This is a genomic window from Parafilimonas sp., from assembly GCF_051953455.1.
In the GTDB taxonomy this organism is placed as follows: domain Bacteria; phylum Bacteroidota; class Bacteroidia; order Chitinophagales; family Chitinophagaceae; genus Parafilimonas.
The window spans coordinates 15,988-34,825 of the sequence record NZ_JBQCIT010000057.1; the positions used below are offsets into that span (position 1 = coordinate 15,988).

Annotated in this window: 17 protein-coding genes; 10 read left to right on the forward strand and 7 right to left on the reverse strand. The window is 40.8% G+C overall.

All coding sequences use genetic code 11. From position 1 onward, the window contains the following. Nucleotides 1-338: 338 nt before the first annotated feature. Together ACTHN6_RS20305 and ACTHN6_RS20310 are read left to right on the forward strand one after the other, a co-directional pair. The gene (locus ACTHN6_RS20305; protein WP_440437611.1) at nucleotides 339-1,208 is read left to right on the forward strand and encodes an alpha/beta fold hydrolase; all 870 of its coding nucleotides are present in this window, start codon (nucleotides 339-341) and stop codon (nucleotides 1,206-1,208) included. A 311-nt stretch (nucleotides 1,209-1,519) separates the two neighbouring features. After that, nucleotides 1,520-2,389 (forward strand): SDR family oxidoreductase, encoded by an 870-nt coding sequence (locus tag ACTHN6_RS20310; protein WP_440437612.1) that lies wholly within the window; start codon nucleotides 1,520-1,522, stop codon nucleotides 2,387-2,389. 83 nt (nucleotides 2,390-2,472) lie between these two features. Here the strand turns inward: ACTHN6_RS20310 and ACTHN6_RS20315 are convergent, their stop codons facing one another. Continuing rightward, nucleotides 2,473-3,270, reverse strand: coding sequence for a hypothetical protein (locus ACTHN6_RS20315; RefSeq protein WP_440437613.1), 798 nt, complete (start codon nucleotides 3,268-3,270; stop codon nucleotides 2,473-2,475). 198 nt (nucleotides 3,271-3,468) lie between these two features. Here ACTHN6_RS20315 and ACTHN6_RS20320 point away from each other — a divergent pair, with 198 nt between their 5' ends. The 5 genes from ACTHN6_RS20320 (at nucleotide 3,469) to ACTHN6_RS20340 (ending at nucleotide 7,245) form a co-directional block, all read left to right on the forward strand. Further along, nucleotides 3,469-4,500, forward strand: coding sequence for a sensor histidine kinase (locus tag ACTHN6_RS20320; RefSeq protein ID WP_440437614.1), 1,032 nt, complete (start codon nucleotides 3,469-3,471; stop codon nucleotides 4,498-4,500). Beyond that, nucleotides 4,500-5,195, forward strand: a complete 696-nt coding sequence (locus tag ACTHN6_RS20325; RefSeq protein WP_440437615.1) for a LytR/AlgR family response regulator transcription factor — start codon at nucleotides 4,500-4,502, stop codon at nucleotides 5,193-5,195. The genes ACTHN6_RS20320 and ACTHN6_RS20325 overlap by 1 nt, the downstream gene beginning before the upstream one ends. 356 nt (nucleotides 5,196-5,551) lie before the next feature. After that, nucleotides 5,552-5,791, forward strand: a complete 240-nt coding sequence (locus ACTHN6_RS20330; protein WP_440437616.1) for a hypothetical protein — start codon at nucleotides 5,552-5,554, stop codon at nucleotides 5,789-5,791. A gap of 96 nt (nucleotides 5,792-5,887) precedes the next feature. After that, nucleotides 5,888-6,115 carry a helix-turn-helix domain-containing protein gene (locus ACTHN6_RS20335; protein ID WP_090660228.1) on the forward strand — a complete coding sequence of 76 codons (228 nt, stop codon included), beginning with the start codon at nucleotides 5,888-5,890 and terminating at the stop codon, nucleotides 6,113-6,115. Between the two features lie 362 nt (nucleotides 6,116-6,477). Then, on the forward strand, nucleotides 6,478-7,245 hold the full coding sequence (locus ACTHN6_RS20340; RefSeq protein WP_440437617.1) for an alpha/beta hydrolase: 768 nt from the start codon (nucleotides 6,478-6,480) through the stop codon (nucleotides 7,243-7,245). 289 nt (nucleotides 7,246-7,534) lie between these two features. On the opposite strand, the gene ACTHN6_RS20345 is transcribed toward ACTHN6_RS20340, so the two are convergent. Next, nucleotides 7,535-8,317 carry a copper homeostasis protein CutC gene (locus ACTHN6_RS20345; protein ID WP_440437618.1) on the reverse strand — a complete coding sequence of 261 codons (783 nt, stop codon included), beginning with the start codon at nucleotides 8,315-8,317 and terminating at the stop codon, nucleotides 7,535-7,537. Nucleotides 8,318-8,319: 2 nt separating this feature from the next. After that, complete coding sequence (locus ACTHN6_RS20350) at nucleotides 8,320-9,372, reverse strand: N(4)-(beta-N-acetylglucosaminyl)-L-asparaginase (protein ID WP_440437619.1); 1,053 nt, start codon at nucleotides 9,370-9,372, stop codon at nucleotides 8,320-8,322. A 149-nt stretch (nucleotides 9,373-9,521) separates the two neighbouring features. Between ACTHN6_RS20350 and ACTHN6_RS20355 the strand changes: the two genes are divergently transcribed. Both ACTHN6_RS20355 and ACTHN6_RS20360 read left to right on the forward strand, forming a co-directional pair. Continuing rightward, a complete protein-coding gene (locus tag ACTHN6_RS20355) occupies nucleotides 9,522-10,862 on the forward strand; it encodes an NAD(P)/FAD-dependent oxidoreductase (protein WP_440437620.1) in 1,341 nt (446 codons plus the stop codon). Between the two features lie 220 nt (nucleotides 10,863-11,082). Then, on the forward strand, nucleotides 11,083-12,003 hold the full coding sequence (locus tag ACTHN6_RS20360) for an alpha/beta fold hydrolase (protein WP_440437621.1): 921 nt from the start codon (nucleotides 11,083-11,085) through the stop codon (nucleotides 12,001-12,003). 108 nt (nucleotides 12,004-12,111) lie between these two features. Here the strand turns inward: ACTHN6_RS20360 and ACTHN6_RS20365 are convergent, their stop codons facing one another. Beyond that, nucleotides 12,112-13,131: a zinc-binding alcohol dehydrogenase family protein gene (locus tag ACTHN6_RS20365; RefSeq protein WP_440437622.1), complete on the reverse strand. Its 1,020-nt coding sequence runs from the start codon at nucleotides 13,129-13,131 to the stop codon at nucleotides 12,112-12,114. A gap of 9 nt (nucleotides 13,132-13,140) precedes the next feature. Then, nucleotides 13,141-14,163, reverse strand: coding sequence for a class 1 fructose-bisphosphatase (gene fbp, locus ACTHN6_RS20370; protein ID WP_440437623.1), 1,023 nt, complete (start codon nucleotides 14,161-14,163; stop codon nucleotides 13,141-13,143). 258 nt (nucleotides 14,164-14,421) lie between these two features. Here fbp and ACTHN6_RS20375 point away from each other — a divergent pair, with 258 nt between their 5' ends. Continuing rightward, nucleotides 14,422-15,294 carry a cell division protein FtsX gene (locus ACTHN6_RS20375; RefSeq protein WP_440437624.1) on the forward strand — a complete coding sequence of 291 codons (873 nt, stop codon included), beginning with the start codon at nucleotides 14,422-14,424 and terminating at the stop codon, nucleotides 15,292-15,294. 116 nt (nucleotides 15,295-15,410) lie between these two features. Here ACTHN6_RS20375 and ACTHN6_RS20380 read toward each other — a convergent pair whose 3' ends face one another. Beyond that, nucleotides 15,411-16,982, reverse strand: coding sequence for an FAD-dependent oxidoreductase (locus tag ACTHN6_RS20380; protein WP_440437625.1), 1,572 nt, complete (start codon nucleotides 16,980-16,982; stop codon nucleotides 15,411-15,413). A 99-nt stretch (nucleotides 16,983-17,081) separates the two neighbouring features. Next, complete coding sequence (gene cysS, locus ACTHN6_RS20385) at nucleotides 17,082-18,590, reverse strand: cysteine--tRNA ligase (RefSeq protein ID WP_440437626.1); 1,509 nt, start codon at nucleotides 18,588-18,590, stop codon at nucleotides 17,082-17,084. Nucleotides 18,591-18,838 lie beyond the last annotated feature (248 nt).

Here is an 18,838-nt window from a genome sequence, read left to right on the forward strand (position 1 = left end):
GTAAAAGTGCAGAAGTAAGCTTGTATAGTTTCTTCCTGGGTCAGTTTGATTGGCATACATAAAAATAATCAATTCTAGCGCATCGTCCTCTGCGAGAGACGATGCTTGACATCAATGTTCATCCATTTCGCTGTCCACCATTGTCTCCTGCTAAAGGACGATGCGTTACACGTTCACAATTCTGGCACATCATTTTCTGCGGGAGATGATACCCGGCATCAAAGCGCATCTCCTCTTTGAGAGACGATGCCCGACATTAATGAAAGATTATTTTTTGAGGAGTTACGCATATTAATAAGTTGCCCGTAATGCTGGCCGAACAATCAAACTGTAGTAAAATGAACACAAAAAAAACCGCTTCCAATTCCATAAGCCATAGAAAGGTTATTGTAAATAATATTTCTGTGCATTTAGCAGAAACAGGAAATAAAGGCAATCAAATTATATTGTTATTACATGGATATCCTGAAAATTGGCAGGCATTCGGGGAGGTAATGAACGAACTAAGCGACAATTATAATCTTTTGGCGATTGATTTGCCGGGAATCGGAGAATCAGAAAAAATTGCAGCCAATGATACCTACGCACTCGCCAGGTTTATTAATGATTTTATTCGGTCGTTACGCTTAGAGCGGATAGTATTAGCAGGACATGACATAGGTGGAATGATAACTTATACTTTTCTGAAATATTTCCCTGAAAGTTTATCTAAAGCCATTATTATGAATACTGCAGTTCCCGGTGTTGAACCTTGGGAAGAAGTGAAAAGAAACCCCTACATATGGCATTTTGCTTTTTATGCTATTCCGTCTCTGCCCGAAGCTTTAATCACCGGAAAACAACGAGTACTATTTGATTACTTTTATGATACAATATCCGCCAACAAGCATGCAATAACTGAAAGCAAACGGAATATATATACGAAAGCTTACGAAAAGCAGTCTTCGCTGAAGACAAGTTTCGATTGGTACAGAGCATTTCCCCAGGATGAAAAAATCAACGCTGACAAGTCACCAACCAACATACCTGTATTATATTTAAGGGGTGAAAAGGATTTTGGAACCATAGAAAAATATATTGAAGGATTTAAGAAAAGTGGAATCAATAATATAAAAGGTGAATCAATTCCTGGCTGTGGACATTTTGCGCCGGAAGAACAGCCAATAAAAGTTGCTACGGCGATACGTAATTTTATAACGCAAGTTTAAAGACAATAGCACTCCGCCCCTGTTGGTGTTGTCACCACCAGGGGTTCCAAACACATTAATACATTCCCGGGATAAAATCTTTGTTGATCAGAGAACCACAAAGGTGTAGAATCAAATTTGCCGGTCACAAGACCAGCAAAGGCGCAGAGATAATCAATTATACCGCATCGTTCTCTGCGAGAAACGATGCCTGACATTAAAGTTTAAAAAATCCTACTTTTAACCCTACTGAAAACAGGAAGCCCACACACAATAGTTACACTTCCTTCAAAATCTTAAACCCGCCTGCCGCATATATTAATACAAATGCTATGAATAAAATACTATTAGCAGGCGCAACAGGGTATTTGGGAAGCTTCATTCTTAACCAGCTTCTGGAGAAAGGTTTTGAAACAAGAGTGGTGGTGAGAAATGAAAATAAACTGCCTGCATCTTTTATTGCAAACAATAAACCAGAAATTGTAAAAGCTGAAATCACCAACCCGGCATCTATTGCAAATTGCTGCAAGGATATAGATGTTGTTATTTCAACAGTTGGCATAACGCGGCAAAAAGACGGGTTAACCTATATGGATGTAGATTACCAGGCCAACCTCAATTTACTGGAAGCAGCCAAACGGAATGGCGTTAAAAAGTTTATTTACGTTTCTATTCTCAAAGGGAATAAATTAACGCACCTAAAAATTTGCCAGGCAAAAGAACGGTTTGTGGCATTACTTAAAAGCTCCGGATTGGATTATTGTATCGTTCGCCCCACAGGTTATTTTTCAGACATGACAGAGTTTTATCACATGGCAAAGAAAGGAAGGGTGATGTTATTTGGCCAGGGAGAAAATAAAATGAACCCTATTCACGGAAGCGATCTTGCCGCAGTTTGCATCAATGCCGTTGAAGCCAGTGATACAGAAATCAGTGCAGGCGGGCCGCAGGTATTAACCTATAAACAAATGGCTGAAACTGCATTTTCGGTAACCGGCAAGAAAGTGAAGATTACACATATTCCCAATTGGGTTAGGAAAACAATTTTATGGCTGCTGAGAACTTTTACAAACAGCAGGTTTTACGGCCCGCTTGAGTTTTTTATGACCGTTTTATCAATGGACCTGATTGCGCCCAAATATGGAACCCTTACTTTGAAAGTATATTTTGAGGAACTTAATAAGGAAAGCCCGCACCACTGACAGGAATGTTTTCTTAGCGCATCGTCCTCTGCGGGAGACGATGCCTGACATCAAAAAATATTTCTTCATTTATTAAGCCACTGCTATGTAGGTTGCGGAATGCTTTTGTATGCTGAAGAATTTTGCGCTATCAGCAACGCAATTCCGCAAAAAGCCATACAGGTAAGTGAGCCGATAAAGTTTTCTCCTTCCTGCCATGCCGGGAAAAATAATGCATAATACAGGTGCAGTGTTATTAACCAGGTAAATAACGTGCCTGCAAGAATGAAAGCGCTTATACGTACTTTAAAATTTATAAAGAAACTGATAGCTGAACCCACTAATATAATACCACCGGCAAACGTCCAGAACCTGCCAAACGGAATATAAGGCGGAACCAAAGTGCTTAGGGAAGCAGTACTGGTTAAATGCCCGATGCCAAACAATAACAGCATTAAGGCAAAGAAACATCTGCCAATTACAGATATTACCTTAAAGAAAGCAATTGGTTTTATGTTGCCGTCTTCTCTTACATATATGAAACTTAATATTAAAAAGCCGCCGGAGAGCGCAAGCACTTTATTCAGGTTCGTCCAGTATTTCAGTTTTTCCAAACCTTGCACAGATAAAAATGCAGGCAAATGGCCAACAAAAAACAATATAAAAAAAACGGCTGCCATAATGAGTGAGATGGTTGCTGTTTTTTTATTGATAATAATAAAAATACCACTGCCCGTTAATACAATCCCAGTCGCATAAACTATCCAATACAGTGATGGGGTTATTGCTGTTGAATTGGGCAATATAATGGGCCTGATGCCCGGGAAAAAGAAATGTAAAACACCAATTCCGGTGAGGCATATTCCTAAAAATATACGGCCTGTTGCTGCATACAAGTTCATGGTAATAATTTTGATGACGAATAAAAGAAAGTTCAAAACTATTTTAGGTTAACTACTTTTGCAGTGTTTTTCGGCAAGCGACGGATAATTCCGGCAAATGCAGTTGGACGGATATAATTGCAGTTGGTCTAATAAAAGCAAATGGAAGCAGCATGTTTATGCAACACGCTTTAATTTAAGTTACTTCATGCACCAGCGATGCAACAAAAAAAAATTTCTTTACTGTTTAATGTGGTTTTCTGGCTGCTCTATTTTTTATATGAATGGCTTGGCCTTGCTGCACTTTCCGGTAATTACGGCAGTTATTTTATTAACGCCTGCCTGGCGCTTCCCGTATCATTTGCTGTTTCCTATATCACCATTCATGTATTAGTGAAGCGGTATTATGATTCGTGGCCGGCATGGAAATTTTGGTTAATCCAGGTGTTGGTTACGCTTGTGTTTTTGCTTGTACGAAGATGCATAAACTACTATTTCTTCTATCCGCATTTTTTTCCTTTTGCTTTAGGTTTGCCTTTCTTTTCTTTTGGAAAATTAATTGTTGAACTGGTAAACGTTTACCTTATTGTTGGGTTTTATTCATTGTTTTATTTTGTTCAGCACTGGTATAAACAAAGGCAGCAGGTTATAGATTTGATACAGCAAAAAACAACAGCAGAACTCGAGTTATTAAAATTGCAGGTGCAGCCGCATTTTATTTTTAATACACTCAATAATATCTATTCAACGGCATTAAAAACAAGTCCTGAATCTGCCAGGCTGATTGCACATTTATCATCGTTCTTACACTATAATTTATATGATGCCAAACAGAATTTTGTTCCGTTAGCAGGTGAGCTTGCTTATATTAAAAGTTATCTTGAACTGCAACGAAACCGGTATGGAGCAAAAGCAGACATCGCCGTTAATGTGTATGATGATATCAGTGAGGTTACCATTGCACCGTTGTTATTGCTGCCTTTAATTGAAAACGCTTTTAAACATGGCATTGCCGATTCAACAGGGCCATCGTGGTTAAGAGCAGATATTTCAAAACAAGGCACTAAGCTTTTAGTTAAAATTGAAAACAGTGTTGAAAAACAAGCAAACCTTATGCAAACGGGTAAAGGCGGGCTGGGACTTGCCAATGTGCGCAGGCGGCTTGAATTGATTTATCCCGGCCGCCATGAATTTAAGGTGCTGGAGGAACCGCATTCGTATCTTGTAATATTAAAACTTGAAATGTTATAATGATAACATGCATTATTGTTGATGATGAGCAGCCGGCAAGAAAATTAATTCAACATTATCTTTCAGGGTTGAAAGATGTTAAGCTGATGGCATCTTTTGAGAGTGCAGTGGATGCATTCAACTGGATGCAACAGCATACCATTGATTTGATATTTCTCGATATACAAATGCCCAAAATATCTGGGTTGAAATTTATACAGTCGTTGCGCACAGCACCTAAAATTATTTTTACCACAGCTTACCGGGAATATGCGGCGGAAGCGTTTGAAGCAGATGCATTGGATTACCTGGTAAAGCCAATAACGCAGGAAAGGTTTATGCGGGCCATCTCTAAGTTGAATCATTATCATAAAAACATAGCGGGTAACTTACATACGGTTGATGATTTTAATACAGCTTATATATTTCTTAAAACAGGTAACCGGCAAACGAAAATCTTTTTAAAAGACATTTTGTACATCGAAGGCTTAAAGGATTATGTAAAGGTACATACGCATAGTAAAATGCTGGTGGCAAGTGAACGTTTAAGTTATATGGAGCAAAGGCTGCCTGAAAATAAGTTTGCGCGAATTCATAAGTCGTTTATCGTTGCCTTATCCGGTATAATACAGCATACATCTGATGAAGTGACCATCGGAAATACCACCTTACCTATTGGAAGGGTTTTTAAGAATGAGTTTTTAAAGAAGTTGTAATATATTGTTGGCTGCAATGCTCCGGGCTCGGCAAAATGTTCATGCGCTGCTGATGTTTACAATATTAAACGTTATGTGTATGCCACCATCCTGCCAGGGATAATACGTTCAACATTCAACCTTATCTCCTGATGTGTTAATTCACTTCTACTGCAGCATTCTTTGCGGGAGTTGACAGCAGGCCTTTGATTTGGGAGAAGTGCTGCAAAAGATATCTTTCAAAAAACTTCCTGCGTTGGTTTTTATACTAACTGGATTTATAAAGAATATCCTTTTTTTGCCTAAATGCCTGTTACAACGATTTTAGCATAAGTCTTGTAGCAATAAAACACTGTTGTATCTGTTAATTACCGCTCATGGATAATGCGCCATTGCAAAAACAAATAAGGGATATACAAACACAAATTGCACAGGAAGAAGAGCGTTATACCATTGCGGTGAAACATTGTGCAGGATTTAATGAGTTAAAGGAAAAACGTTTATCCATACGTACGTTAAAAGAACAGCTACAGGTTTTGTTAAATAAAGACGGTATGGGCAACAGCAATAATTTATCTGCAGGTTCAATAGAAAGCAGTCGTGAATTAACCGAATAATTTCATTTTAAATAAGAGGATTCATACAGTGAAACGACCAGTATTATGTATGACGGCTAACCTTAAGCCTATCTTTAAGATAATTGATTTTAAACTATGCCACACAGACTTAGTAAATTGGGTGCAAGAATTAAAGAAATCCGTACAAAAAAGAATATATCTCAAAATGAACTGGCACTGATGTGCGAAATTGAAAAAGCAAATATGTCAAGGCTTGAATCGGGGCAAGGCAATCCTACCATTCTTACGCTGTTTAAAATTTGTGATGCATTAGAAATTTCGATAGAAGAACTTTTTAAGGAAGATGGCTTATCTTCTGTTTAAAACTGTAATAATACCCCCTAACCATGTACCTGCAAGTAGCTCATTGCTTTTTCCGATAGTGTTGCCTCTGTAATGCAGTCAATAACATTATAAAGGCAGTATTGATTAAGCATTTCAAACCTGGCAAAGCTATACTGCCGCTACAAATTAACATTCATAAAAACAAGGTTATTGCACAGCTATATGCCCGATAAATAGAATTGCTTACGAATATGGTTTCACCGCAAAAGTCACCTGAACCGTGTGTTTAAAAAGATAAAGGAATGAATCCCCTGGAGTTCAGAAAAACAAACAGCACACATTGAAATTGTAATACGCGGCCCATTGAAATCCATTATCTTTAAATCTCTAATTTTTTCAGCATGAATATAAGGCCTGGGTTACAATCAGCATTACTGCTTTTTGCCTTTTGCTTTATTGGCAGCAATGCGCCTGCACAGAAAGACACCGTTAAAAATGTGGTACTTGTTCACGGGGCTTTCGTAGATGGATCGGGATGGCAGGGCGTGTATGAGTTGCTTACACAGCACGGCTACAAAGTTTCGGTTACCCAACATAAACTTCAGGATTTTGACGAGGATGTGGCCGAAGTAAACCGGATCATTGACCAGCAGGATGGCCCATGCATTCTCGTTGGGCATAGCTATGCAGGCGTGGTTATTACACAGGCGGGCAATAATGCCAGGGTTACCGGCCTGGTGTATATAGCGGCTCATGCACCGCAAGACGGTGAGCACAGAGCCGACCTGGTGAAGACTTATCCTTCGGCTTATCAATCGCTGATTAAAGGAAGCGATGGCCTGGATTATATAGACCCTGAAAAATTTCCTGATGATTTTGCCGGCGACCTTCCAGCCGAACAGGCACGCTTTATGGCGGCTTCACAAATGCCAACAGCCGATAAAGTGTTCCAGGCCACAGTGCACAATCCGGCCTGGAAAAGCAAGCCAAGCTGGTATATGGTGGCAAAATCCGACCGCATAATCAATCCCGACCTCGAGCGGTTTTATGCGAAAAGAGCAAAGAGCAAAACGGTAGAAATTGATGGGGGAAGCCATTCCATTTATATTTCCCAGGCCAACAAGGTTTCCGAACTGATAATGCTTGCATCTGAAGGCAGGCAGGATTGAGGCTTATAAAGCAGTTACTGAAAATGCTTTTATAGCCACCAGTGTTGGAGGTGATTCAATCAATTCAGAATAATTATTCATTAATTCACCTTGCGAAGTTTCGGTATTTGATTTGCTTTTTAAAATATCCCGGTGATGAAGCGGCACAGGTGCTAATCTTTAAAACCCTGGTATGAATTCTTTCAATAATTCTGCACGGATGTTCATCTCAATTACAAATTATCAAATCCCAATTATACTTCCGGTTTCCTCACCTTTCAACCAATCAGCTTATCAACTATTCAACCGCTCAACCTCCTTCACCAATCCCCAATTCCAGCTTCATCTTCCGCACCTCATCTTCATCAACAGAAATATTATACAAGGTTTCTTCCATCCCGGCATTCACAAACTCCATTTGAGAAGCAATATTTTTTCTCGCCGATGAATGCAGTTCTTTAGCACCCGTATAAGCTGCAAGCTGTTTTATATTGTTGCTTCTTACGCCGCTTCCGGGCATAATGATAATCCTTTCATCCGCCTGTTCAATTAGTTGTTTTAACAGTTCCTTTCCATCAAAAGCATTGGGCACCTGCCCGCTGGTAAGTATGCGCTGGCAGCCGCATTCAATAATATCCTCGAGTGATTGCAATGGATTTTTCGCCCTGTCAAATGCACGGTGAAAAGTAACATCAAGCGGATAAGCTAATTCAACCAAACGCTTTGTTCTCTCTTTATCTACGCCTGCATTTCTGTTCAACATACCAACCACAACACCATCAAAGCCTAAATCTTTGCATAACAAAACATCTTTCTGCATCACGGCAAACTCATCATCCGTATAAAAAAAATCTCCGCCCCTGCAACGGATAATCGGGAAAACGGGAATGGATATTTTCTCCCTTACTGTTTTCAAAGTTCCATAAGAGGGTGTTGTACCGCCATCAACAGGATTTTCGCATAACTCGATCCTGTTGGCCCCGGCTTTCTCTGCAAGCAACGCAGATTGAATATTAAATACGGCAATTTCAAGTGTAAAACCTCCATCCCCTGAAGGGAAGTATTGAAGGCTGTTGATAAAACTTAACTTCATGGCTACATTAAAAACTTTGAATCAGCCAGCTTATTATAATCATCAGCATAACAAACGGCATAATTAAACCCTTTCTGGATAGCATATCCACCGTAGTTTCCTTGTTTATCAATGGCAATAAATGCCACCTGTATATTTTTTAATTCTTCCTGCGTATGCCTTCTTACAATGCGCTCTACCGTGAGTTTGCAGGCGTCTTCAGGCGATGCGCCATGCCGCATGGCTTCCACAACCATGTGTGTGCCGCAGGTTTTTATTACTTCTTCGCCGAGGCCTGTGGAAACAGCAGCACCCACTTCGTTATCAACAAATAAACCAGCCCCAATAATTGGCGAATCGCCCACACGGCCCCGCATTTTAAAAGCCATGCCGCTGGTAGTGCAACTGCCGCTTACATTTCCCTGCGCATCAATGGCAATCATGCCGATTGTATCATGATTAAAAGCACCATTGCTTAAACGCATGGGCGGCGCGGTAAAAGCACTTTCTCCTCTTGTATGTTCTATATTGATTACGGGCTTGTATTCAGATTTTTTAAGCCATTCTTTATAAGCTTTCTGCGCATCCTCACTCAGTTTATCCGGTTCCAGCGGAAAACCCTGCTCCACAGCAAACTGCTGCGCACCGCTGCCGGCGAGCATTACATGGGGCGTTTTTTCCATAACCCGCCTTGCAACGGATATGGGATGTTTTATTCTTTCCAGGAAACAAACACTGCCGGCATTGCCATATTCATCCATAATAGATGCATCCAGGGTTACGTGGCCATCACGATCGGGATAGGCATTTAATCCCACACAGCAGTTATGCAATTCTGCTTCTGTAACCATTACGCCTGCTTCAACGGCATCCAGTGCACGACCATTCTTTTTCAATATTTCCCAGGCTGCTTTATTGGCACTTATACCTGCATCCCAGGTGGATATTACCAATGGTTTTTTAGCATTTACATTTTTTACAAAAGCCATGCGGCTATTGGCGGCAAGCAGTTTTGGCGCTACTGAAACGCTCAGGCCTAAAGCGCCCATTTGCAGCAGGCGTCTTCTTTTTAACATGATGTAGTTTTGCGTGAAAGATACAAAGCCATTATGTCTTAAAATAAATTCAAGCATGGAAATTGACGTAAAACAGGCTGATAAAAAATAATGCATATTTTGAGTTTACGCATTATTCGTTAACATTCTAAGTAAACTAAAATATAGTTATGCGTGTAATTATTATTGGCAGCGGATTCGCAGGTTTAAAACTTGCCCGCAGCCTTGTAAATAAAAAAGATATAGAGGTATTAATTATCGACAGGAATAATTATCACCAGTTTCAACCGCTTTTTTACCAGGTAGCCACCGCCGGGCTTGATGCCAGCAACATATCCTTTCCATTGCGCAAAATTTTCCAGAAAGCCAGGAATGTGCATTTTCGTTTAACCTCATTGCTTGAAATAAAACAGGCAGAAAATAAAATAGTAACGGATATAGGCGAGTTTGAATATGATGTGCTGGTACTGGCCACCGGCGCTACCACCAATTTCTTTGGTAATGAAAAGCTGGAGAAAAATGCGCTGCCCATGAAGTCCACCCTGGAAGCGCTGCAATTACGCAATCATGTAATTAAAAACTTTGAAGATGCTTTGCTCGTAACGGATAAGCAGGAACGGGCGCAATACATGACATTTGTAATAGTTGGTGGCGGGCCCACAGGCGTTGAACTTAGTGGCGCCATTGCAGAAATGCGCAAGTATATTTTACCGAAAGATTATCCTGAACTCGATTTTTCGGAGATGAAAATTATACTGGTTGAAGGCAGCCCCAAAACACTGGCGGTAATGAGCGAACAAAGCAGCAAACAAAGCCAGAAATATTTAACAGCGCTGGGCGTAACCGTAAAAACCAATACGGTTGTAAAAGATTATAATGGCACTACGGCCGTTTTATCAAACGGTGAAACTATAAAGACCAAAACCTTATTATGGGCCGCCGGTGTAAAAGGCAATGTGCCCGCCGGTATTGACGCCTCGCTTATTGTAAAAGGCAATCGCATAAAAGTTGACCGCCATAATAAAGTTGATGACACAGAAAATATTTATGCCATTGGCGATATAGCTTATATGGAAACGCCTAAATATCCGCACGGGCATCCGCAATTAGCCAACGTGGCCATAAACCAGGGAAAGAACCTGGCCGGCAATTTAATACACCAGGTTAATGGCAATAAGCATTTGCAACAGGAATTTGAATACCACGATAAAGGCACAATGGCTACTGTGGGCAGAAACCTTGCTGTAGTCGACATTCCCAAACCTAAATTACATTTTGGCGGATGGATTGCCTGGCTTATATGGATGAGCCTTCACCTGATGCTGATATTAGGCGTGAAGAATAAGATGCAGATATTTATAAACTGGTTGTATAAATATTTTACATACGATCAGAATTTAAGGTTGCTGATACGTACAACGCTCAGGGAAGAAGACAGGATGAATAGCCCGAGATTACCGGAAGATTTGGCGGAAAAAGGAAGAGAATTACTCAAAAAAGGGGTGAATTAATTCAAAAAAGGGGTAGTTTATTGAGAAAAGGGGGAAATTATTCCGGGAAAAGGAGGAATTCATTGAGAAAAAGAGGGAATTATTACGGAAAAAAGGGGAGTTTATTGAGTTTTAGGGGAGATTTTAAAGGCAAAGAGGAAAATGAACCCGCAGAAATTTAAACAGGCGGCCTGCACGCCATCAGTTGTTTTATTTTAAAACCTCATAAAGAAATTTACCTATGCCATATTTTAAAAGCAAAACGGGCCATGAAGAACTTCAGCTATTTTATGAAGATCTTGGAACCGGTGACACCATTGTATTTGTTGGCGGCTGGCCGTTAACGCATCAAATGTGGGAGTACCAGCTAACGCCTTTGCGTGAGCTCGGTTTCCGATGCATTGCTTATGACAGGCGGGGATTTGGCAAGTCAGACCAGTCGCTCAATCATTATGATTATGATACGCTGGCAGAAGATCTTAAAAACCTGCTGGATACTCTTGATGTGAATAATATAACACTCGTTGGCTTTTCAATGGGCGGTGGCGAAGTGGTGCGCTATTGCACCAAATACAACGCTGCCAGGGTAAACCGCATAATTTTAATCAGTTCCATTGTGCCTTATATGCTGCAAACAGATGATAACCCGGATGGAACACCGCTGGAAGTATTTGAGGAATTTGATGAGAAGATAAGAAAAGACCGGCCGGGTTTTCTCGCCGGGTTTGCCAAACAATTTTATGGAGTTGGTTTTTTAAGCCATCCGGTAAGTGCTGGCATCCTGGAATGGACAAATTCGCTTGCCTTTACCGCTTCTCAAAAAGCCATGCTCAGTTGCGCCGGATCTTTCTCCCAAACTGATTTCAGAAGTGAGTTGCCGGCTATTAATGTGCCCACACTGATTATTCATGGCGATGCCGATAAAACAGTACCGATAAAAGCATCTGGCGACATGGCGGCCAAACTAATTAAGAACTCGTTGTATAAGGTTTATCCCAATGCGCCGCATGGCTTATTCTTTACCCATAAAAATTTGCTGAATAAAGACATAGTATCTTTTATAGCCTCCGGCATAATTGATATAAATGATATTCTGGAAGAAGGGTATGATATATTGCCCGGCAATGAACCATTGATCATCCGCGATGGGGAACAGGAATGATATAAGTAAATAGTGAGTGGGCAATTTTGAGTAAGTGGGTGCTTATAATGATGGTTATAGGCAGAGGTTACAATCGGTCTGACGCTTTGAAGCGTCTGACCGCGTGCATCAATCAATACTTATCATTGCCTTTATCACTTTATGCTCCGGGTTTAACCAATATCTAAATGCTTCACTGTTTACGGCATCAAAATTTATGCGGTGGGTGATATAAGTTTTTGGGTTGATCAATTTTGTTCTTAGTGCACTAATTACATTTTCAAAATCCGTTCTTAAGGCATTGCGGCTGCTCATTAAACTGCTTTCGCGTTTATGAAATTCAGGATGATTGAAATGAAAATCTTCTTTCTGCAATCCCACTAAAATATACCTGCCGCCATGTGCCAAATAATTGATGCCGTTATTGATGGCTTTTAAATTGCCGGTGGCATCAAATACAACAGTGGCCATATCGTTATTGGTAATTTGCCGCAGGCTTGCCACCGCATCTTCTTTCAAAGGATTAATGGTATATTTTACATGAAGATAATCCCTGCAGAACTGCAGCCTGTCATCATTCATATCCATGGCAATAACTTCAGCACCAGCAATACGTGCAAATTCTATAATGCCCATGCCAATCGGCCCGGTGCCAACAACCAATACAAATTCGCCCGGTTCAATAGCAGCGCGGTTTACGGCATGGGCGCCTATGGACAAAGGTTCAATCAAAGCCAGTTCATCAAAACCTAGCCCTCCGCTTTTTACCAGCTTATCCTGCGGCACGAGAATGTATTCGCGCATGCCGCCATCAATGTGCACGCCAAATACATGAATGTTTACACAGCAGTTAGGTTTATTTCGCCTGCAGGCAATGCAATGTCCGCAATTAAAATAAGGAATAATGGTAACGGCTTCACCCTTTGCAAAACCGGAAGCGGGATCCACTTCTTCCACAACCGCCGATAACTCGTGGCCTAAAATGCGCGGGTATTTAAAATAAGGCTGTGTGCCTTCAAATGCATGCAGATCGGTGCCGCAAATACCAATACGTTTTACTTTTAATAAAGCATAACCGGGTTGTAAGGCAGTTATAGTTTCATCTGAAAATTTTATCAAACCCGGTTCAACACAAAGAAGAGATTTCACGAAATTTTTTTAGAGTTTTAAAATACCATTACAATAATCCAGGCATTCCTGCACCATATTTTTACTGCCTGTTATAAACGGCGTTCTTTCATGCAGTTTTGTTGGCTGAATATCTAATATGCGCATACTGCCGTTGCTTGATTTTCCACCTGCCACATCCATAATAAATGCGCAGGGATTGCATTCATACATCAGCCTTAACTTACCCGCAGGTTTTTGTTGGGTGCCGGGATAAATAAAAATGCCGCCTTTGATTAAAGTGCGGTGCACATCAGCCACCATGCTGCCGATATAACGGTTTGTATAAGGCCCGCCGTTTGTTTCGTTTTTATGCTGGCAATTGGTAATATATTCCTGCATGCCCCTGCTAAGTAAAAAGAAGTTAGCGTGGTTTACAGAATAAATTTTTCCATCTTCCGGAACCTTTATATCAGGATGGCTTAAGCAAAACTCGCCGATGGAAGGATCGAGCGTAAAACCATTTACGCCCCTGCGCGTAGCATATACCAAAATAGTGGATGAACCATAAATAATATAACCGGCTGCAACCTGCCTTAAACCGGCCTGCAGAAAATCGTTGATATTGCATGGTGTGCCCAATTCAGTTACGCGGCGATAAACACCGAATATGGTGCCGATAGAAGTATTGGTATCAATATTGGCGCTGCCATCCAGCGGATCGAACATTACCACGTATTTGCTATCGTTGCTTATTTCATCATTAAACACAACGATATCATCCATTTCTTCACTGGCAATGCCGGCGCAGCTAATACCGTGTTTTAAAACACCAATGAGTTGAGTATTGGAAAAAATGTCGAGCTTCTTTACTTCTTCGCCCTGCACATTTACAGAGCCTGCATCACCCAAAATATCTACAAGGCCGGCTTTATTAACTTCCACATTAATGCGTTTGGCGGCGAGGCCAATATCTCTTAATAAGGCGCTGAGCTCGCCCGTGGCGTTAGGTATGCTCCTGTATTGCTTAATGGTAAACTCATCCAGCGTGGCATATTGCCGATTTATATTCATGAACACGAATGTATAAACACTAACGATTGTTCATGAGATTTTTTGCAACAATTTTGGCTTGGCCGGGAATTAAACCTGGTTATGTTTTAACAGCTATAACAATATAGTTATACCAACAGCAGCATTTCTTTAGCGTATATAAACAGAATTGTTATAATAATTACAAGATTTATTTCGTTACTTGAAAACCAAATTATTCTTTCATCAAAAGCGGCTTAATCTTATAAATTTGCCGGTATTGTAAAAGCGTTTTGCACTATGGCAGTTAAAAGCAAATCTTTAAGGCGCAGCAAGCCTAATTATATTTACAGCATTGTTGGCGTTGCATTAGTTCTGTTGATCCTTGGTATAATGGGCTGGATGTTTTTAAACCTTGCCCAGGCAGGCAATGCATTTAAAGAAGACATTCGCATAAGCGCCTATCTGCGCACCATGAACAAAGACAGCATTACGCAGATACAGCAATATATTTCCGGCCAGCCTTACGCTAAAAACGTTGAATATGTAAATAAAGAGAAAGCGAAAGAAATATGGAATAAAGACAATAATGAAGACTGGAATAAAATTCTTGATGTAAACCCTTTGCCTGAAAGTATTGATTTTTATGCAAGGGCCGCTTATGTAAATAAAGACAGTCTTGATAAAATTTCTAACGACATCATGCGCCTGTACAGTAACCAGATCACCGATCTTCAATATCCTTCCGGCCTCGTAAACAACCTGAACGAACGCGCATCAAAACTTGGCGTAATATTCCTGGTAGTAACTATAGTGCTCTGCGTAATAGTAATAATAAGTATTGATACTACTATACGCCTTGCCATGTTCAGTAACCGCTTCTTAATTAAAACCATGCAGATGGTGGGCGCAACCCGGAGCTTTATTGCAAGGCCAATGAATATACGTGCCATTATAAACGGTTTAATCAGCGCCGTTATAGCAATCATTATTTTATTCAGTTTAATGCAATGGGCCGAAAGCCAGTTTCCCCAATTAAAAGCCATTCATAATACCGGCCTGATGATTACTTTATTTGGCGGTTTAATAATAATCGGCATTAGCATTTCACTATTCAGCACACACCGCAGCGTTCTTAAATACCTGCGCATGAAGCTTGATGATTTGTATTAGCGGGAATTAAAATTCAGAGAGAACCATCCACAATTAAACCAGATTATCAGCCACAGATGCACGCATAAACCTGCGTATTTGTAGCCAAACACAAAGCTGTCTTCTTTTTCTTATGCTCAATTCAATTTTGCGGCGGGCAAATATTGTTTAGCGAAAGCTGTAAAGCTTTCAACCTCGCTTTGTATCCATGCTTCATCTTTATGTAAAACAGCAGCCACTCGTTTAGCTACCAAAGGCGCAGCCTGTATGGCTTTGCGGGCATCAAGAAATAATAACCGTGTTCGGCGCGCCAGTATGTCTTCAACGCAAACAGCCATTTCATTTTCAATAAAACCGAGGATATTGTTTAAGGAATAAATGTTTTCAATGCTGTCATCATAATCCGGGTTGGCCGGTGCATTGTCTTCTATCGGCAGGTTATGCGTTATACACGCTCCGCATTTTATTTTGCCAACAAATACTGCATTGTTAACGGCATCTTCAGCCATCTTTCTATAGGTTGTCCATTTGCCGCCGGTTATGGTAATAAGATTTGAATGCGATACGATTATTATATGGTCCCTGCTTAATAAAGATGTATTGGTAACGCCTTTTGTTTTTACGAGCGGGCGCAAACCTGCATACATACTGGTTACGTCATTCAATGTAATATTGGTGCTGAGGTACCGGTTGATATGTTTTAAAATATAATCAATTTCTTCCTGCAATGGCGCCGGGTCGTCGCTGATATTTTTCACTTCGGTGTCCGTGGTGCCCAGTATAACTTTATTATGCCAGGGCACTGCAAACAAAACTCTCCTATCATCTGTTTTGGGTATCATCATAGCATGATTGCCCGGGAAAAATTTTTTATCAATTACCAGGTGAATACCTTGTGATGGTGTTATAATATCTTCTGCATTTTTATTATCCATCTGCAAAATATCATCAGCAAAAACACCGGTAGCATTAATAACCGTTTTGCTTTTTATTTCGAAGGTTTTATTGGTAAGAACGTCCTCCGCTACAACGCCGCAAACCTTTGGCTGTTTGCCGGCAGGCACTTCTGTTTTTAATAACGATATGGCTTCGCAATAATTAATTAAAACAGCGCCATGCTTAACGGCTGTTTTAGCAAGTGAGATAGCAAGCCTTGCATCATCAAACTGCCCATCGTAATAAACAATGCCACCGGATAAATTGTTTTGGTTGATACCGGGTAAAAAATCAATGGTTGTTTTCTTTTTTAAAATTTTCGTTTTGCCCAGGCTTAATTTACCTGCCAGCACATCATAAAATTTCAGGCCGGTTCCAAAATAAATTTTCTGCACCAGTGAAAAAGCCGGAATAACAAATCCAAGTCTTTGTGTAGAATTAGGTGCATTTTTAAGCAGCCATCCCCGCTCCCGCAAAGCTTCGCGCACTAATTTCAGATTGCCCTGTTCCAGGTAGCGTACGCCGCCATGCACCAGTTTAGTAGAGCGGCTTGAAGTGCCTTTGGCAAAATCATCCGCTTCAATAAGCAGTGTTGAAAGCCCGCGGGTTACAGCATCTACTGCAACGCCCAGGCCTGTTGCGCCACCCCCAATAACAACTACATCCCATGTTTTATTTTCATCAAGCTGCGCTAACATGGAAGAACGGCAACCCATCCCAAACCCTTCCCCGGGAGAAGGGCTTTCACCTTCCAAAAAACTTGTATTGCTCATATAGATTTTAACTTACATTTCTTTCTAACGTTAATAGAAATGCATGAAAATTCAGAGACTATTAAGTCCTTTTCCTTTTGGCAAGATTTAGGGATAGGCTTAAGAAAGGCTGTAACTCATATTCCCATCTTTCTCATCTTTCAACTGTATGCCGAGTGTAAGCAGTTCATTGCGTATCCTGTCGCTGGTGGCATAATCTTTTTTGGCCCTTGCATCTTTTCGCATATTGATGAGCACATGAATAAGGCCATCTAACTTATTATTGTCTGAACCAACCTGCACGTTCAGGCCAAGAATATCTTCAATGTATAGTTTCATTTTTTCCTGCAGCAATTGAATGGTGGATGCGTTAATAGCATCCGCAGCAAGGTGTTTATCTTTCAAACCGTTAATAACGGGCACTAATTCAAACATATTTGCCAGCACTTTAGCGGTGCTGAAATCATCATTCATAAAATCATCCATTTCGCCCAGCAGCCGGGTGCAGCGTTCATCAATTTCGCCGTTTATGTTTGCAGTGCCGTTAGCAGATGAAAGTTTTTTAAGGTTATCATACGCTTCCCACAAACGCTTCAATCCTTTTTCCGATGCCTGTAAAGCTTCGTTGCTGAAATCAAGCGTGGAACGGTAGTGCGTTTGCAGAATAAAAAATCGTATAACCATGGGATGATAGGCCTGCTCCAGTACAGGGTTATCGCCGCTGAATAACTGCGTGAGCGTAATAACATTGTTATAGCTCTTGCCCATTTTTTTACCGTTGATGGTAATCATGTTATTATGAATCCAGTAACGGGCAGGAATGTGGCCGTTGCATACATTGCTTTGCGCAATTTCACATTCATGGTGCGGAAACAGCAAATCCATACCACCGCCATGGATGTCAAACTGACCGCCTAAATATTTTGTGCTCATGGCAGAACATTCAATATGCCAGCCGGGAAACCCTTCGCCCCAGGGACTGTGCCAGCGCATGATGTGCTCAGGCGGCGCATTCTTCCATAAGGCAAAATCGTTGGTATTGCGTTTTTCTTCCTGGTTATCTAACTCGCGGGTAGTGGCAATCATATCATCCAGCACACGGCCACTCAATATACCGTAAGGCTCGCCTTTTTTGCTGTAATCTTTATTATACTTTTCTACATCAAAATAAACAGAACCATTTACCACGTAAGCATAGCCATCAGCAATAATTTTCTCAATCATGCCTATTTGTTCAATAATGTGCCCTGTTGCTGTGGGTTCTATACTTGGGTCGAGGTTATTCAGTTGTTTCATACCCCAATGGTACAGGTTGGTATATTTCTGCACCAGTTCCATTGGCTCCAGCTTCTCCAGCACCGCTTTTTTGGAAATCTTATCTTCTGCAGCACGTCCTTCTTCTTCAAAATGGCCGGCATCGGTAATGTTGCGCACATAGCGAACTTTATAACCCAAATGCGTAAGCCACCTGAAAACAATATCAAATGTTACGTATGGCCTTGCATGGCCCAAATGACTTTCACCACTTACCGTTGGCCCGCACACATATAAACCCACATGGCCCTGTGTTATGGGCGTAAAAACTTCTTTTTCTCTTGTAAGTGAATTATAAACTTTTAGTTCGCTCATTTAATAATAATTTTTTGGGTGACGAGCTACCAGTTTTGTGGCATCGTCCCTTGCGTCGCAACACTTCGGCTGTTGAATGGTATGCCGGCTCCGGCCTGCTGATGCATGTGGCTGCAAAAATCAAGGCATTTTTTTAATTCAGCAATATAAATTTAAAGAAACACTTATTGCAAACGTTTATGTCTTTTTGTAACATACTTAAAACATACTGCCGTAGCCGACATAAAAACATAACAAAAAAGGTGCGG

Bases quoted from the DNA above. Each gene is read 5' to 3' on its own strand.
- ACTHN6_RS20320 (WP_440437614.1), top strand. From the start codon at position 3,469: ATGCAACAAAAAAAAATTTCTTTACTGTTTAATGTGGTTTTCTGGCTG.
- ACTHN6_RS20325 (WP_440437615.1), top strand. From the start codon at position 4,500: ATGATAACATGCATTATTGTTGATGATGAGCAGCCGGCAAGAAAATTA.
- ACTHN6_RS20340 (WP_440437617.1), top strand. From the start codon at position 6,478: ATGAATATAAGGCCTGGGTTACAATCAGCATTACTGCTTTTTGCCTTT.
- ACTHN6_RS20310 (WP_440437612.1), top strand. From the start codon at position 1,520: ATGAATAAAATACTATTAGCAGGCGCAACAGGGTATTTGGGAAGCTTC.
- cysS (WP_440437626.1), bottom strand. From the start codon at position 18,590: ATGAGCGAACTAAAAGTTTATAATTCACTTACAAGAGAAAAAGAAGTT.
- ACTHN6_RS20375 (WP_440437624.1), top strand. From the start codon at position 14,422: ATGGCAGTTAAAAGCAAATCTTTAAGGCGCAGCAAGCCTAATTATATT.
- ACTHN6_RS20355 (WP_440437620.1), top strand. From the start codon at position 9,522: ATGCGTGTAATTATTATTGGCAGCGGATTCGCAGGTTTAAAACTTGCC.
- fbp (WP_440437623.1), bottom strand. From the start codon at position 14,163: ATGAATATAAATCGGCAATATGCCACGCTGGATGAGTTTACCATTAAG.
- ACTHN6_RS20350 (WP_440437619.1), bottom strand. From the start codon at position 9,372: ATGTTAAAAAGAAGACGCCTGCTGCAAATGGGCGCTTTAGGCCTGAGC.
- ACTHN6_RS20305 (WP_440437611.1), top strand. From the start codon at position 339: ATGAACACAAAAAAAACCGCTTCCAATTCCATAAGCCATAGAAAGGTT.
- ACTHN6_RS20335 (WP_090660228.1), top strand. From the start codon at position 5,888: ATGCCACACAGACTTAGTAAATTGGGTGCAAGAATTAAAGAAATCCGT.
- ACTHN6_RS20380 (WP_440437625.1), bottom strand. From the start codon at position 16,982: ATGAGCAATACAAGTTTTTTGGAAGGTGAAAGCCCTTCTCCCGGGGAA.
- ACTHN6_RS20330 (WP_440437616.1), top strand. From the start codon at position 5,552: ATGGATAATGCGCCATTGCAAAAACAAATAAGGGATATACAAACACAA.
- ACTHN6_RS20315 (WP_440437613.1), bottom strand. From the start codon at position 3,270: ATGAACTTGTATGCAGCAACAGGCCGTATATTTTTAGGAATATGCCTC.
- ACTHN6_RS20360 (WP_440437621.1), top strand. From the start codon at position 11,083: ATGCCATATTTTAAAAGCAAAACGGGCCATGAAGAACTTCAGCTATTT.
- ACTHN6_RS20345 (WP_440437618.1), bottom strand. From the start codon at position 8,317: ATGAAGTTAAGTTTTATCAACAGCCTTCAATACTTCCCTTCAGGGGAT.